The sequence below is a fragment of the Methylorubrum rhodinum genome (assembly GCF_014199935.1).
GTDB lineage: Bacteria > Pseudomonadota > Alphaproteobacteria > Rhizobiales > Beijerinckiaceae > Methylobacterium > Methylobacterium rhodinum.
Map to the genome: position 1 here is coordinate 43,492 of NZ_JACHOP010000001.1, position 14,786 is coordinate 58,277.

12 protein-coding genes are annotated in these 14,786 nt (G+C 69.3%); 2 read left to right on the forward strand and 10 right to left on the reverse strand.

Features of this window, described 5'->3' with window-relative positions; genetic code table 11:
• Positions 1-77: 77 nt before the first annotated feature.
• The 9 genes from HNR00_RS00200 to coxB form a co-directional block, all read right to left on the reverse strand.
• Positions 78-503 (reverse strand): DUF4864 domain-containing protein, encoded by a 426-nt coding sequence (locus HNR00_RS00200; protein WP_183563012.1) that lies wholly within the window; start codon positions 501-503, stop codon positions 78-80.
• 82 nt (positions 504-585) lie between these two features.
• Positions 586-1,353 carry an SURF1 family protein gene (locus HNR00_RS00205; protein WP_376770342.1) on the reverse strand — a complete coding sequence of 256 codons (768 nt, stop codon included), beginning with the start codon at positions 1,351-1,353 and terminating at the stop codon, positions 586-588.
• Complete coding sequence (locus HNR00_RS00210; RefSeq protein ID WP_183563015.1) at positions 1,350-1,721, reverse strand: DUF983 domain-containing protein; 372 nt, start codon at positions 1,719-1,721, stop codon at positions 1,350-1,352. The genes HNR00_RS00205 and HNR00_RS00210 overlap by 4 nt, the downstream gene beginning before the upstream one ends.
• A 128-nt stretch (positions 1,722-1,849) precedes the next feature.
• Positions 1,850-2,701 (reverse strand): cytochrome c oxidase subunit 3, encoded by an 852-nt coding sequence (locus tag HNR00_RS00215; RefSeq protein ID WP_183563018.1) that lies wholly within the window; start codon positions 2,699-2,701, stop codon positions 1,850-1,852.
• Positions 2,702-2,844: 143 nt separating this feature from the next.
• Entirely contained in the window at positions 2,845-3,453 is a 609-nt protein-coding gene (locus HNR00_RS00220; protein ID WP_183563021.1) for a cytochrome c oxidase assembly protein, read from the reverse strand.
• Between the two features lie 10 nt (positions 3,454-3,463).
• Positions 3,464-3,628, reverse strand: a complete 165-nt coding sequence (locus HNR00_RS00225) for a cytochrome c oxidase system small membrane protein (protein ID WP_183563024.1) — start codon at positions 3,626-3,628, stop codon at positions 3,464-3,466.
• Positions 3,629-3,636: 8 nt separating this feature from the next.
• Positions 3,637-4,584 carry a heme o synthase gene (locus HNR00_RS00230; RefSeq protein WP_183563027.1) on the reverse strand — a complete coding sequence of 316 codons (948 nt, stop codon included), beginning with the start codon at positions 4,582-4,584 and terminating at the stop codon, positions 3,637-3,639.
• 200 nt (positions 4,585-4,784) lie between these two features.
• On the reverse strand, positions 4,785-6,413 hold the full coding sequence (ctaD, locus tag HNR00_RS00235; RefSeq protein WP_183563029.1) for a cytochrome c oxidase subunit I: 1,629 nt from the start codon (positions 6,411-6,413) through the stop codon (positions 4,785-4,787).
• An 80-nt stretch (positions 6,414-6,493) separates the two neighbouring features.
• On the reverse strand, positions 6,494-7,336 hold the full coding sequence (gene coxB / locus HNR00_RS00240; RefSeq protein WP_183563031.1) for a cytochrome c oxidase subunit II: 843 nt from the start codon (positions 7,334-7,336) through the stop codon (positions 6,494-6,496).
• A 278-nt stretch (positions 7,337-7,614) separates the two neighbouring features.
• Between coxB and fdhD the strand changes: the two genes are divergently transcribed.
• On the forward strand, positions 7,615-8,454 hold the full coding sequence (fdhD, locus tag HNR00_RS00245) for a formate dehydrogenase accessory sulfurtransferase FdhD (RefSeq protein WP_246390129.1): 840 nt from the start codon (positions 7,615-7,617) through the stop codon (positions 8,452-8,454).
• Positions 8,455-8,469: 15 nt separating this feature from the next.
• Here the strand turns inward: fdhD and HNR00_RS00250 are convergent, their stop codons facing one another.
• On the reverse strand, positions 8,470-9,474 hold the full coding sequence (locus tag HNR00_RS00250; protein ID WP_183563036.1) for a hypothetical protein: 1,005 nt from the start codon (positions 9,472-9,474) through the stop codon (positions 8,470-8,472).
• Between the two features lie 595 nt (positions 9,475-10,069).
• Between HNR00_RS00250 and gltB the strand changes: the two genes are divergently transcribed.
• Positions 10,070-14,782 carry a glutamate synthase large subunit gene (gene gltB, locus HNR00_RS00255; RefSeq protein ID WP_183563038.1) on the forward strand — a complete coding sequence of 1,571 codons (4,713 nt, stop codon included), beginning with the start codon at positions 10,070-10,072 and terminating at the stop codon, positions 14,780-14,782.
• The last annotated feature ends 4 nt before the right edge of the window (positions 14,783-14,786 follow it).

The window sequence follows — 14,786 nt, forward strand, 5'->3', positions numbered from 1 at the left end:
CCCGCCGCTCCGTCGGCGGGCGTCATTCCCGGAGGACGGGTCGCGTCCGCGCCGATCGACGGCGCGCCCGGTCGCCGTCAGGTCGCCTCGCCCGGCGCCTTCTTCAACTGGCAGCCGGTGATGCGCCATTGGCCGTCGACCTGCCGCTGGAGCGTATAGAGCGCGACCCAGTCGATGCCGGCCTCGTCCTGCAGGCTGACGCCTTGCGCGATCTCGTCTTCGGCCGTCTCCTTGGCGGTCTCGAAGCGGTAGCTGCGCGGGCGCAGCACAGGGGCGTAGCCCTTCTCCACCATGGCGATGAAGGTGTCCGGCGAGGGGAACAGGTTGCGGATCTGCGGGGCGGCCTCGGCATAGGCGGCGCCCGAATCGTTGCGGCGGAAGGCTTCGATCTGGCGCTCGATGGTGGCCTGGGCGGCCTTGCGGGCCGCTTCGTCGGCCCGGACGGGCGGGGCGGTGACGGCGCCGACGAGGGTGAGAGCGAACAGGACGGCGGCTCTGCGCATCGCGGGGGCGCTCCGTGCTTCCGGCACCGGAGACATGTCCGGCGCGGCCTGCCTTCGTGAAGCAGGCGGTGGGCCAACGCGGTCAGGCCGCGCCGGGCTCCGCCGGATCGTGCAGGCGCCGCCACGCGAAGACGGAGAAGACGCCGACGAGGCAGGCGGCGATGCCGAACCACGTGAAGGCGTATTGCAGGTGGTTGTTGGGCAGATCGACCCGTAAGTTCCCGCCGCGGGGCCAGCCGCCGGGATTCTCGGTGGCATCCGCCTCGATCAGGTAGGGGGCGACGTTCGTCAGCCCGCGGGCGGCTCCGATCGCCGCGATGTCGCGGATGTACCACTGGTCGCGGGCCGGGTCGGATTCGGGCACGAACATCGTGCGGACCTCGCTGCCGCGCAGCATGCCGGTGACGCTCGCCGCGCCCGCGACCTGTCCGGCCGCCCGGCTCTTCGGGTCCTTCAGCTCCGTCGGGATGAAGCCGCGATTGACCAGGATGGTCGTGCCGTCGTCGCGCTCGAGCGGGGTCAGCACGTAGAAGCCCTGGAGCGCCCGGCCGGGCTCGCCCGGCGCGAGGCCGTGGACCAGCGTCTCCTTGTCGTGAAGGAAGGTGCCGCTCGCCCGCACCCGGCGGAACTCGTCTGCCTTCGGATCCCAGGCCTCGAAGGGCGGCGGCGCGGCCGGCGGCTCGGCGCGGGAGCGCTCGATGATGCGGGCGATCAGCGCCTCCTTCTCGCCCTTGCGGGCGAGCTGCCAGACGCCGAGGCCCAGCAGGATCGCGAGGCAGACCAGCGCCGCGAGACCGGGGGCGATCAGGCTGCGCAGGCGGGCGACGCGGTCGGCGGCGGTCACGGTCACGGTCGAAATCGTCCCTGCTCGGCCTTGTTGGCGAACTGGACGGCGGCCAGCACCCCCTTCAGCGGGCGGACCAGCAGCAGGCTCAAGCCGATCGCGAGCGTCCCGGCCACGGCAGCGTGGACCCAGATCGGCGGCTCGAAGGTGAACTCCATCCACAGCGCGGTGCCGGCCACGACGAAGCCGGTGATCGACATCACGAAGAAGGCCGGACCGTCGGCGGAGTCGAACCGCGAAAAATCCTGGCCGCAGACCTCGCAGGCCGGGCGGACGGCGAGGAAGCCGCGGAACAGATGCCCTTCGCCGCAGGCCGGGCATCGGCCGCGCAGGCCGGTCGGGATCGGGGCGGGGGTGGTGACGGTTCGGTTCACGGGCTTTTCCTCGCGCCCTCTCGGTATGACGAGCCGGGAGGGACGGCGCACGCGAAAAAGGGCGGCTCGCGCCGCCCTTCAGGGTTGCCGCCCACGCAAGACGCGAGGGCGGCGGAGTGCGAGAGGCCTCAATGGGCCGAGGTGCCGGCGCCCCAGACGTAGATCGCGGCGAACAGGAACAGCCACACCACATCGACGAAGTGCCAGTACCAGGCGGCGAACTCGAAGCCGAGATGCTGCTTGGGGGTGAAGTCGCCCTGATAGGTGCGAAGCAGGCAGACGGCGAGGAAGATGGTGCCGATGATGACGTGGGCGCCGTGGAAGCCCGTCGCCATGAAGAAGGTCGCCGAGTAGATCGAGCCCGAGAAGCCGAAATGGGCGTGGCTGTACTCGTAGGCCTGGCAGGCGGTGAACAGCACGCCGAGGATGATCGTCAGCCACAGGCCGTATTTCAGGCCCTTGCGGTCGCCGTGCAGCAGGGCGTGGTGGGCCCAGGTCACGGTGGTGCCGGAGGTGAGCAGGATCAGCGTGTTGAGCAACGGCAGGTGCCAGGGGTCGAACGCCTCGATGCCCTTGGGCGGCCACACGCCGCCGGTGAATTCGACGCGGGTCGCCTGGATCGGATCGGCGGTGTAGATCGCGGCCTCGAAATAGGCCCAGAACCACGCCACGAAGAACATCACCTCGGAGGCGATGAACATGATCATGCCGTAGCGGTGATGGAGCTGGACGACGCGGGTGTGGTCGCCGGAATTCGCCTCGTGGGTGACGTCCTTCCACCACGACAGCATGGTGTAGAGCACGCCGAGGGTGCCGGCGCCGAACACGTAGGGTCCGACGGCCAGACCGCCGAGCGACAGGCCCTTCATCCAGAAGACGGCGCCGAAGGCCATCAGGAACCCTGAGAACGCACCGATCAGGGGCCACGGGCTCGGGTTGATGATGTGGTAGTCGTGATTCTTGGCGTGCGCCCCGGCCATCGCAATGGGTCTCCCTTCGCCCCTACCCGTCTCGCCGCATCGACGGCCGGGCCCTCTCTTGCCTTGCTCGAGGACCGCGCCCGTCAGGCCCGATCCCGGTGAAGCTCTACTGCGGTCCCCGCGCGCTTGTCACGCTTCGGCCTTCAGAAATTCGTGGTCCTGGCCGGCTTGGCCACCTCCGCCACCGGCGCCCCGTTCTTCGACGGGAAGTAGGTGTAGGACAGCGTCATCTCCGCCAGCGTGCCGATGTCCGGATCCTTGCGCAGGGCCGGATCGACGTAGAACACCAGCGGGAACTCCGCCGACTCGCCCGGGTGAAGGGTGTGCTCGTCGAAGCAGAAGCACTGCACCTTCACGAAGTAGGGGCCCATCAGGTCGGGCTGAACGTTGAACACGGCGATGCCCTTCGAGGGCTCGGTGCCCGTGTTCGTCACCTTGAAGAATACGGTGGCGGTCCGGCCCGGCACCGCCTCGACGCTCGACTGCTCCGGCCGGAAGCGCCACGACAGGTTTTTTGCGACGTTCGTATCGAAGCGGACGGTCACGGGGGCCAAAGCCTCGCCGTCGGTGATCGCGGGGGCGGCACCAACGAGCGGCGTGCCGTTGAAGCCGGTCGCCTTGCAGAACATGTCGTAGAGCGGCGCCGAGGCGAGCGCGAGGCCGCCCATGGCCAGCACCACGCCCGCGCAGGCCGCCACGGTGCGGCGCACGCCGCGGGCCGCCTGACTCTGCCTGTCGGAGCCTTGCGTCATTCCCTCGCCCCTAGAGCGGCCGCTGCAGGACCTGCGGTCCGAGCTTGGCGATCGTCAGCACGAAGAACAGGATCACCAGGGCGCCGAGCGTCAGTGCGATGGCGATCGAGCGCTTGCGGCGGGTCTGCGCCTCTTCGGGCGTCAGCGGGCGCAGGCCGTCGGGAAGGTCGCTCATACCCGGCCTCACACCAGCACCGCGCGGTAAAGGCCGAGTCCCTGTTCGGCCAAGAGCGCCGAGAACAGCAGGAACAGGTAGAGGATCGAGAAGGCGAACAGGCCCATCGCGGCCTTGCGCTCGGATTCACCCTGGCGCAGGCGAAACACCTGCACGGCGCCCGCCAGCATGCCGAGGCCGCCGAGCACGCCGACGAGCGCATAGAGCCAGCCGCCGAAGCCGAGATAGACCGGCGCGAGGCCGAGCGGCGCGAGCAGCAGGGTGTACCAGACGATCTGGCGGCGGGTGGAATCCGGGCCGGCGACGTTCGGCATCATCGGGATGCCGGCGCGCGCGTACTCGCCGCTCTTCACCAGCGCCAGCGCCCAGAAATGCGGCGGCGTCCAGATGAAGATGATGGCGAACAGGATCAGCGACTCGATGCCGACATGGCCGGTCACCGCGGCCTGGCCGACCACCGGGGGCAGCGCGCCCGCGGCGCCCCCGATGACGATGTTCTGCGCCGTCGCCCGCTTCAGCCACATCGAGTAGATCACGGCGTAGAAGACGATGGTGAAGGCGAGCAGGCCCGCGGCGAGCCAGTTGGAGGCGAGCCCGAGGATCAGCACGGAGCCGACCGAGAGCACGATGCCGAAGGCGAGCGCCTCGTCGGGGCGGATGCGCCCGTCGGGGATCGGCCGCTTGGCGGTGCGGGTCATCAGGGCGTCGATGTCGGCGTCCCACCACATGTTGAGGCAGCCCGAGGCGCCCGCGCCCACCGCGATCATCAGGAGCGAGATCGCCGCGATCACCGGGTTCACGGTGGCGTCCGACACCACCATGCCGACGAGCGCGGTGAAGATGACGAGCACCATCACCCGCGGCTTCAGCAGCGCGAAGAAGTCGCGCACCTCGCCCCCCACGGCAGGGGCGAAGGACGGGGTGTCGGCGGTGACGCTGTTCGACAGGGTCGTCATGAAAACCGTGATCTGAACGCTTGGGTGGAGGCGTGGGGTGGGGGAGGTTCGGATCGCCGCCCTTTGCCGGAAGCCTTCGGTTGTCCGCGAAGGCCTCGGGGAAAGGGCGAGGACCGCCGGGGCGGTCCTCGCGTTTGGCCTAGGTTCTGTGCCGCATCGGCTTCTTCCGAAAGCCGGCACCCACCTTTCGGGCCGATGCTTTAGTGGGCCGGCTCGTCGACGATCTTGGGGAGCGTCTCGAACTGGTGGAAGGGCGGCGGCGAGGACAGGGTCCACTCCAGGGTGGTGGCACCCTCGCCCCACGGATTGTCCGCGGCGCGGGTCTTCGAGCGGAAGGCGAGCACGATGCCGATCACGAAGACCACCATGCCGAGCGCGAAGATGTGTCCGCCGAGCGTCGCGACCTTGTGCCAGCCGGCGAAGGCCTCCGGATAGTCGGCGTAGCGACGCGGCATGCCGGCGAGCCCGAGGAAGTGCATCGGGAAGAACAGGACGTTCGCGCCGACGAAGGCCAGCCAGAAGTGCAGCTTGCCCGCCCACTCGGGGATGATGTGGCCGGTCATCTTCGGGAACCAGTAGTAGACACCGGCGAAGATGATGAACACGGCGCCGAGCGAGAGCACGTAGTGGAAGTGCGCGACGACGTAGTAGGTGTCGTGCAGGTACTTGTCGACCGCCGAGTTCGCGAGCACGACGCCGGTGACGCCGCCGACCGTGAACAGGAAGATGAAGCCGACCGCCCAGTGCATCGCGGCGGTGAAGCGGATCGAGCCGCCCCACATGGTGGCGATCCACGAGAAGATCTTCACGCCGGTCGGGACCGCGATCACCATGGTGGCGAAGACGAAGTAGGACTGCGTCTGGAGCGACAGGCCGACGGTGTACATGTGGTGGGCCCACACGACGAAGCCGACGACGCCGATGGCGACCATGGCGTAGGCCATGGCGAGGTAGCCGAAGACGGGCTTCTTCGAGAAGGTGGCGATGATGTGCGAGACGATGCCGAAGGCCGGCAGGATCATCACGTACACCTCGGGGTGACCGAAGAACCAGAACAGGTGCTGGTAGAGCACCGGGTCGCCGCCGCCGGCCGGATCGAAGAAGGTGGTGCCGAAGTTGCGGTCGGTGAGCAGCATCGTGATCGCGCCGGCGAGCACCGGGAGCGACAGGAGCAGCAGGAAGGCGGTGACGAGTTCGGCCCAGGCGAAGAGCGGCATCTTGTGCAGCGTCATGCCGGGAGCGCGCATGTTCAAGATGGTGGTGATGAAGTTGATCGCGCCGAGGATCGAGCCCGCGCCCGCGAGGTGGAGCGAGAAGATCGCGAAGTCGACCGCCGGGCCCGGATGGCCGGCCGTGGAGGAGAGCGGCGGGTAGACGGTCCAGCCGGTGCCGGCGCCCTGTGCGCCGGGCGAGCCCTCGACGAACAGCGAGCAAACGAGGCAGGCGAAGCCGGCCACCGTCAGCCAGAACGAGATGTTGTTCATCCGCGGGAAGGCCATGTCCGGCGCGCCGATCATCAGCGGCACGAACCAGTTGCCGAAGCCGCCGATCAAGGCGGGCATCACCATGAAGAACACCATGATGAGGCCGTGGCCGGTCACGAACACGTTGTAGGTGGCCGGGTTGGAGAAGTACTGGAGCCCCGGCTCCTCCATCTCCATGCGGATGCCGAAGGAGAGGAAGGCGCCGATCGTGCCCGCCATGAAGGCGAACACGAGGTAGAGCGTGCCGATGTCCTTGTGGTTCGTCGAGAGGAACCAGCGGGAGAAGAACGAGGGCTTGTGGTCGTCGTGGGCGTCGTGCCCGGCATGTGCTGCGGCTGTGGCCATCTCTCGTGCCTTGCTCAGATCTCTGTCGCCTCTGGCGAGTTCAGGGTTCGGCCGGAGCGGTGCCCCGGCCCGACGAAGCGTCAGCGGGCGTCCGCGAGGCGCGAGCCGTTGTCGATGGCGGCGTACTTGGTCTTCGCCTCGGTCAGCCACTCGGCGTAGGCCTGCTCGGAGACCACGCGCACGGTGATGGGCATGTAGGCGTGGCGGGCGCCGCACAGCTCGGAGCACTGGCCGTGATAGGTGCCCTCGCGGTCGGCCCGGAACCACCACTGGTTCAGGCGGCCGGGGATCGCGTCGATCTTGCCGCCGAAGGACGGCATCGCCCAGGAGTGGATCACGTCGCCGGAGGTGACCTGCACCTTCACGACCTTGCCGACCGGCACGACCATGTCGTTGTCGGTGGCGAGCAACTTCGGCTGCTTGTCCTCGTCGACGTTGGCGTCGAAGGTGAAGCCGCCCTTGTCGCCCTCGGCGGTCGGGTACTCGTAAGACCAGTACCACGCGTGGCCGATCACCTTGACCATCACGTCGGCCTTCGGATCGGAGAGCTGGGTGCGCAGCGTCCGGAACGAGGGGATCGCGACGGCCACGAGGATGAGGACCGGGATGATGGTCCAGGCCACCTCAATCATCGTGTTGTGCGTCGTGCGCGAGGGCGTCGGGTTCGCCTTCTCGTTGAACTTGAAGATGCAGTAGACGATCAGCGCCAGCACGAACAGCGAGATGCCGAACGCGAGCCAGTGCAGCCAGTTCTCGAAGACGTGGAGGTCGTGGGCTTCCGCCGTCACGGCGACCTGACGGTCCATCTGCCACGGCTCGGGCTGGCCGATGCCGGCCGCCAGCGCGATGGAGGACGGGACGAGGAGGGCGCCGAGAGCGGCGGCCCCTCTCAGTGACCAATGTTGCGCCTGCGTCGTCCGCATGTTCCCCGCCTGGCTCCCCAAAGTGCCTGTTGAGTTCTTAGCCCTTGAATTCGCGAAGCTTGGTCGCAAATCCTTTGGGCAACCCGACCCTGGCGTGCCAAGCCGTTGTTCGGCTTGATCTGGCGCTGCCGGTTGGGCGATCGCGACGTAGAACCATACTGATCGTAAAACCGCAACCGCAACGGCGTCGCTTCGCGTCGGTTGGACGCGGGTCAATGGGTGCGGCGTGACAGCCGGCGTGGTCTGAAGGTGCGACGATGGAGCAGGGCGGAACCGGCATGGACGCAGGCCTTCCCCCCACCGCCGTCCGGGTCGGCACGCTGGTCGTCGCCTACGGGTCTCCCGAACCGAGGCCCGATTCGCGTGCTCTCGCGGTCGAGACACCGGTCAACGTCGTCTACGGCAGCGTGCCCTACGCCGTGATGATGCTGACGCCGGGCGACCTGACCGACTTCGCCTACGGCTTCAGCCTGACCGAGGGCGTGGTCGAGTCGGCCGACGAGATCCGCGGCGTCTCGGTCGAGGAGGGAGAGGGGGGCCTGCGGCTCCTCGTCGATCTCGCGCCGGGGCGGCTTCGCGAACACCTCGCCCGAAAGCGCGCCATCGCGGGCCGGACCGGCTGCGGCGTCTGCGGCATCGATGATCTCGCCGCCCTCCCCATGGCGAAGGCACGGGACGACGCCGCCTCGAGCGGGCCGCGCGTGTCCCTGCTGGCGATCCAGGCGGCGCTCGACGCGCTCTTCGACAGGCAGTCCCTCAACCGCGAGACCCGCGCGGTCCACGCCGCCGGCTGGGCCCGGCTCGACGGCAGCCTGCTGGCCGTGCGCGAGGATGTCGGCCGCCACAACGCGCTGGACAAGCTGATCGGCGCGCTGATGCGCGAGCGCGTGGGGCCGGACGAGGGCTTCCTGGTCATCACCAGCCGCTGCTCGTTCGAGATGGCCGAGAAGGCCGCGGTGCTCGGCGCCTCGGTGCTGGTGGCGATCTCGGCCCCGACCTCGCTTGCCATCGAGCGGGCGCGCTGCCACGGCCTGACGCTGTGCGCCATCGCCCGCTCCGACACCCTCACGGTGTTCTCCGGCCGGGAGCGGCTGGTGCTGGCGGGCGAGGAGGGCTGACGCCCTCCGTCGCGCTCAGTTCGCGCCGGCCTCGCCCGTGCCGCCGGGGACGATCGTCGCACCGCCGATCACCCGGACCGGCTTGCGGTCGGCGGGCGGGTCCTGCCAGTTGCGATCCTTGGGTGCGGGCGCCGGAGCCGGGGACGACTCGGCGGTCTTCACCGCGCCGGAATCGCCGGCCGGCTCCGTCGTCTTCGCGGGGGCCGCGGCGTCCACCGGCTTCTCATCCGACTTCGCCGCCGGCGTCATCTCGCTCGGAGCGACAGCTTCGGCCGGGCGCAGGCTGGGCGCGGGGGCGGGCGGGGCCGTGCGGGCGACCGAGGGCTTGGCCGGCGGGGCGGTCCTGGCCGTCCGGCGCGCGGCGTCCGCGCGGGGGGGCGCGTCGGGATTGAGGCCGTAGGGATTGGCCTCGGGCGCGGCCTGCGGGGCGATGCCCGCATGGGCCTCCTGGCGCGGCAGCGCGGGGCGCGACGGGCGCTCGGCCCGGACGCGGCCGTCGTCGAGGGACGGGCCGCGAGGGGCAGGGACCGAAGGCGCGGCGGAGGGGATGTCGGCGGGCGGCAGGAACGCTTCGGCCTCGCGGAAGCGGCGGGGCCGGTCGTCCTCCTCGGTCCAGCCGTAGCCCGGCGTCACCGGCCGCGGGCGGATCGCGGACGGGTAGTAGGCATCGCCGACGACCTCGCGGCCGATCACGGCGCCGTCGCGGGCATCCACCACGAGGCGCAGCCGCGCGCCGCGCGGGCCGGTGGCGTCGACCACGTAGGCGCGCCCGTCGAAGCGCGGGCGGCCGATCTCGGTGAAGCCGCGATCCTGCAGGCTGTAGGCGACGGAGCGCGGCGACAGCGGCGGCTCGGCGCGATAGACCGCCCGCGGTGGCCCGTAGACCTCCTCGGGGCCGTAGCCCCAGGAATAGCCTTGCGCGGCGGCGCCCTGCATGCCCGCGCCGAGGAGAAGCCCGGCGGCGCCTGCGCGGCGCAGGATCGTCGCGGCACGACCGGAGACGGAACGGCTCGGAGCCATGCGGACCTCGCGAGATCGAAACTGGAAAAGACCTTGTATCCGGGAGCCCGCTGTTGGCCTCGGGTCTCCCGGCGTCACGGGCGGTCGCGTTTCCCCGCATTCCCTCCGTGCCGGCGGACACGGTTGAAGCCTCCGAATGGGGCGAGATTGCGAAGCGCCGAACCGATACACCGGCTGATTGCGCGCGCCGCGCCAGGGTCGCGTCGGGCGAATTGGGGGCATGCTCCGGCGCATGGTTGAAAGGCGCGCCGCTGCGGCTCTGCGCCCCTTGCTGGAAACCCTAAAATCTGGCAACGTCCCCTATAGGACAGCAACACTGTCCCATTTATCGCGCCGGCCGCCGGGCGAGCTTTGGGGATCCCTCACGTGATCGACGTGACGTCCGAACGAGCTGACAAACCGGCGACCGTCAAGGCGATCCGGGCGAGCGACGGCTGAAGCGAGCCGGATGCTGCAGCCCGCGGGTCTCGCGGGCGATTCCGGCAGGAAGACCCCGACAGGACCGATCGGCCAAAAGTCGCGCGCGGCCCGGGCACCGTTGGTGTTCGGGCACGAAACATGCTCGCATGCGGGCAGGGTCGGAGATTGGCGGACGATGAGTGGAATTTCGTCTGAACTGTCGGTGGTCGAACACGAGGCGCCCGCTCCGTCGCGGGCCGGGCCCGCGACGCTGATCGTGCGCGATCCCGCCCTGCCGATCGCGCAGGGCGCCTACGATCCGGCCCGGGAGCGCGACGCCTGCGGCGTCGGCTTCGTCGCCGACATGCACGACCGGCGCAGCCACGCGATCGTCCAGCAGGGTCTCAAGATCCTGGAAAACATCGACCACCGCGGCGCGGTCGGCGCCGACCCGACCATGGGCGACGGCTGCGGCATCCTCACCCAGATCCCGCACGGCTTCTTCGCCGAGGAATGCTCGCGCCTCGGCTTCGAGCTGCCGCCCGCCGGCGGCTACGCCATCGGCCAGTTCTTCATGCCGCAGGCGGAGGACGCCCGCGCGATCATCGAGGGCATCGTCGAGAAGACGCTGGCCGACGAGGGCCTGCCCCTGCTCGGCTGGCGCGACGTGCCGGTCGATTCCGCCGATCTCGGCAAGGCCGTGAAGGAGACCGAGCCGCATCACCGCCAGCTCTTCATCGGCTGCCCGGCCAGCGTCACCGATCAGGACGCCTTCGAGCGGCGCGTCTACATCGCCCGCAAGGCGATCTCGGGGAAGGTCTACGGCCACGACGACAAGCGGCTGATGGCGTTCTATCCCGTCTCCGTGTCGAGCCGGACCATCGTCTACAAGGGCATGGTGCTCGTGCACCAGCTCGGCCACTACTATCTCGACCTGAAGGACGAGCGCTTCGTCTCGGCGCTGGCCCTCGTGCATCAGCGCTTCGCCACCAACACCTTCCCGACCTGGCGCCTGTCGCACCCCTATCGGCTGGTGGCCCATAACGGCGAGATCAACACGCTGCGCGGCAACGTGAACTGGATGGCCGCCCGCCAGGCCAGCGTCGATTCGGAGCTGTTTGGCAACGACATTTCGAAGATCTGGCCGATCTCCTACGAGGGCCAGTCCGACACCGCCTGCTTCGACAACGCCCTCGAATTCCTTGTGATGGGCGGCTACTCGCTCTCGCACGCGATGATGATGCTCATTCCGGAGGCATGGGCCGGCAATCCGCTCATGAGCGAGGAGCGGCGCGCCTTCTACGAGTACCACGCCGCCCTGATGGAGCCGTGGGACGGCCCCGCCGCCGTCGCCTTCACCGACGGCCGCCAGATCGGCGCGACGCTCGACCGCAACGGCCTGCGCCCCGCCCGCTACATCGTCACAGACGACGGCCTCGTCGTGCTCGCCTCCGAGATGGGCGTGCTGCCGATCCCGGACGAGAAGATCGTCCAGTCCTGGCGCCTCCAGCCGGGCCGGATGCTGCTGATCGATCTGGAAAAGGGCCGCATCGTCTCCGACGAGGAGATCAAGGGAGAACTGGCCGGCGCGCATCCCTACGCCGACTGGGTGAAGAACACCCAGATCGTGCTGGAGGAACTGCACCCGATCCAGCCGCGGGCCTCGCGCACCGACGTGTCGCTGCTCGATCGCCAGCAGGCCTTCGGCTACACCCAGGAAGACCTCAAGCTGCTCATGGCCCCGATGGCCGTGACCGGCCAGGAGGCGGTCGGCTCCATGGGCTCGGACACGCCGCTCTCGGCGCTCTCCGACAAGCCCAAGCTCCTCTACACCTACTTCAAGCAGAACTTCGCGCAGGTCACCAACCCGCCGATCGACCCGATCCGCGAGGAGGCCGTGATGAGCCTCGTCTCGTTCATCGGCCCGCGGCCCAACCTGCTCGACATGGAGGGCGCCTCCCGTCGCAAGCGGCTCGAAGTGCGCCAGCCGATCCTGACGAACGGCGACCTCGAAAAGATCCGGTCGATCTCGCATTTCGAGGACCGCTTCGACACCCGCACCCTCGACATCACCTACGCGGCGGAGGCCGGCGCGAACGCGATGGAGGGCGCGCTCGACCGCCTGTGCGACCGCGCCGAGGTCGCCGTGCGCGGCGGCTACAACATCATCATCCTGTCCGACCGCGCGGTCGGGCCGGACCGCATCCCGATCCCGGCGCTGCTGGCGACCGCGGCGGTCCACAACTACCTGATCCGCAAGGGGCTCCGCACCTCGGTCGGCCTCGTGGTCGAGTCGGGCGAGCCGCGCGAGGTGCATCACTTCGCCTGTCTGGCCGGCTACGGCGCCGAGGCGATCAACCCCTACCTCGCCTTCGAGACGCTGATCGCGATGAAGGGCGAGTTCCCGCCGGACCTCACCGACGACGAGATCGTCTACCGCTACATCAAGTCGATCGATAAGGGTCTGCTCAAGGTCATGTCCAAGATGGGCATCTCGACCTACCAGTCCTATTGCGGCGCGCAGATCTTCGACGCGATCGGCCTCAACGCGGACTTCGTCGCCCGCGACTTCTTCGGCACCGCCACCACCATCGGCGGCATCGGCATGGCCGAGATCGCCCGCGAGACGGCGGAGCGCCACCGCGACGCCTTCGGCGACGCCCCGATCTACCGCACCGCCCTCGATGTCGGCGGCGAGTACGCCTATCGCCTGCGCGGCGAGACCCACACCTGGACGCCCGACACCGTGGCCACGCTCCAGCACGCGGTGCGCCTCGGCGCGCCCGAGCGCTACCGCGAATACGCCCGGCTCGTGAACGAGCAGGAAAACCACCTCAAGACCCTGCGCGGCCTGTTCCGCATCAAGACCGCCGCCGACCTCGGCCGCGAGCCGATCGACATCTCGGCGGTCGAGCCGGCCGTCGAGATCGTCAAGCGGTTTGCCACCGGCGCGATGTCCTACGGCTCGATCTCGAAGGAGGCGCACGAGACGCTGGCCATCGCCATGAACTCGTTCGGCGGTCGCTCGAACTCGGGCGAGGGCGGCGAGGAGCCGCGCCGCTTCGTCACCGGGCCGGACGGGCGCTCGCGCCGCTCGGCGATCAAGCAGGTGGCCTCGGGCCGCTTCGGCGTGACGACCGAGTACCTCGTCAACGGCGACATGATTCAGATCAAGGTGGCCCAGGGAGCCAAGCCCGGCGAGGGCGGCCAGCTCCCCGGCCACAAGGTCGACGCCAAGATCGCCAAGGTCCGCTACGCCACGCCGGGCGTCGGCCTGATCTCGCCGCCCCCGCACCACGACATCTACTCGATCGAAGACCTCGCGCAGCTCATTTTCGATCTCAAGAACGTCAATCCCGCCGCCGACATATCCGTAAAACTGGTCTCCGAGGTGGGCGTCGGCACGGTTGCGGCAGGCGTCGCCAAGGCGCGCGCCGACCACATCACGATCTCCGGCTTCGACGGCGGCACGGGCGCGGCCCCGCTGACCTCGATCAAGCACGCGGGCGGCCCCTGGGAGACGGGTCTCGCCGAGACTCAGCAGACCCTGGTACTCAACGGTCTGCGCGGTCGCGTTGCGCTCCAAGCCGACGGCGGCATCCGCACCGGCAAGGACGTGATGATCGCCGTGCTGCTGGGCGCCGACCAGATCGGCTTCTCGACCGCGCCCCTGATCGCGGCCGGCTGCATCATGATGCGCAAGTGCCATCTCAACACCTGCCCCGTGGGTGTCGCCACCCAGGACCCGGTGCTGCGCAAGCGCTTCAAGGGAACGCCGGAGCACGTCGTCAACTACTTCTTCTTCGTGGCCGAGGAGCTGCGGGAGCTGATGGCGGCGATGGGCTTTGCCCGGCTCGAAGACCTGATCGGCCGCTCCGATCTCCTCGACAAGCGCGAGGCGATCGAGCACTGGAAGGCCCGCGGCCTCGACTTCTCCAAGCTGTTCCACCGGCCGGATGTCGGTCCCGAGGTGGCGATCCGCCATGTCGAGAAGCAGCACCATCCGATCGACACGGTGCTGGACCGCCGCCTGATCGCGGGCGCCGAGGCCGCGCTCGCCGGCGGCGAGGCGGTGACGCTGACCGACGTGATCCGCAACTCGGACCGCGCGGCGGGCGCCATGCTCTCGGGCGCGGTCGCCAAGGCACACGGCCACGATGGTCTGCCCGACGACACCATCGTGGTGAAGCTCTCCGGCACCGCCGGCCAGAGCTTCGGCGCGTGGCTTGCCGCGGGTGTCACCTTCGACCTGACCGGCCACGGCAACGACTATGTCGGCAAGGGCCTGTCCGGCGGCAAGCTGATCATCCGTCCGAGCGACGCGCTGAAGGCGCCTCCCGCCCGCACGATCATGGCCGGCAACACTGTGCTCTACGGCGCCATCGCAGGCGAGTGCTACATCCGCGGAGCCGCGGGCGAGCGCTTCGCCGTGCGCAACTCGGGCGCCATCGCGGTGGTCGAGGGCATGGGCGACCACGGCTGCGAGTACATGACCGGCGGCGTCGTCGTGTCGATCGGCGTGACCGGCCGCAACTTCGCGGCGGGCATGTCCGGCGGCCTCGCCTACGTCCTCGACGAGGACGGCTCGTTCCGCGACCGCTGCAACCTGTCGATGGTCGATCTCGAACCGGTGGAGGAGGAGGACGACATCATGCGCCGCTTCCACCAGGACGGTGACCTGGAGACCAAGGGCCGGGTCGACATCCTCGCCGACATGTCGGGCCACGACGAGGAGCGGCTCAGCCAGCTCCTCACCAACCACCTCAAGTACACCGGCTCGCCGAAGGCCAAGCAGATCCTCGACGACTGGGCGGGCTTCCGCACCAAGTTCGTCAAGGTGATGCCGGTCGAGTACCGCCGGGCCCTGCGCGAGATGGAGATGGCGCGGATGCCGGCGGCGGCGGAGTAGGGGC

Coding starts and splice junctions, on each gene's coding strand:
- HNR00_RS00200 (WP_183563012.1), bottom strand. CDS start 503: ATGCGCAGAGCCGCCGTCCTGTTCGCTCTCACCCTCGTCGGCGCCGTC.
- HNR00_RS00215 (WP_183563018.1), bottom strand. CDS start 2,701: ATGGCCGGGGCGCACGCCAAGAATCACGACTACCACATCATCAACCCG.
- HNR00_RS00220 (WP_183563021.1), bottom strand. CDS start 3,453: ATGACGCAAGGCTCCGACAGGCAGAGTCAGGCGGCCCGCGGCGTGCGC.
- HNR00_RS00225 (WP_183563024.1), bottom strand. CDS start 3,628: ATGAGCGACCTTCCCGACGGCCTGCGCCCGCTGACGCCCGAAGAGGCG.
- HNR00_RS00230 (WP_183563027.1), bottom strand. CDS start 4,584: ATGACGACCCTGTCGAACAGCGTCACCGCCGACACCCCGTCCTTCGCC.
- ctaD (WP_183563029.1), bottom strand. CDS start 6,413: ATGGCCACAGCCGCAGCACATGCCGGGCACGACGCCCACGACGACCAC.
- coxB (WP_183563031.1), bottom strand. CDS start 7,336: ATGCGGACGACGCAGGCGCAACATTGGTCACTGAGAGGGGCCGCCGCT.
- fdhD (WP_246390129.1), top strand. CDS start 7,615: ATGGACGCAGGCCTTCCCCCCACCGCCGTCCGGGTCGGCACGCTGGTC.
- HNR00_RS00250 (WP_183563036.1), bottom strand. CDS start 9,474: ATGGCTCCGAGCCGTTCCGTCTCCGGTCGTGCCGCGACGATCCTGCGC.
- gltB (WP_183563038.1), top strand. CDS start 10,070: ATGAGTGGAATTTCGTCTGAACTGTCGGTGGTCGAACACGAGGCGCCC.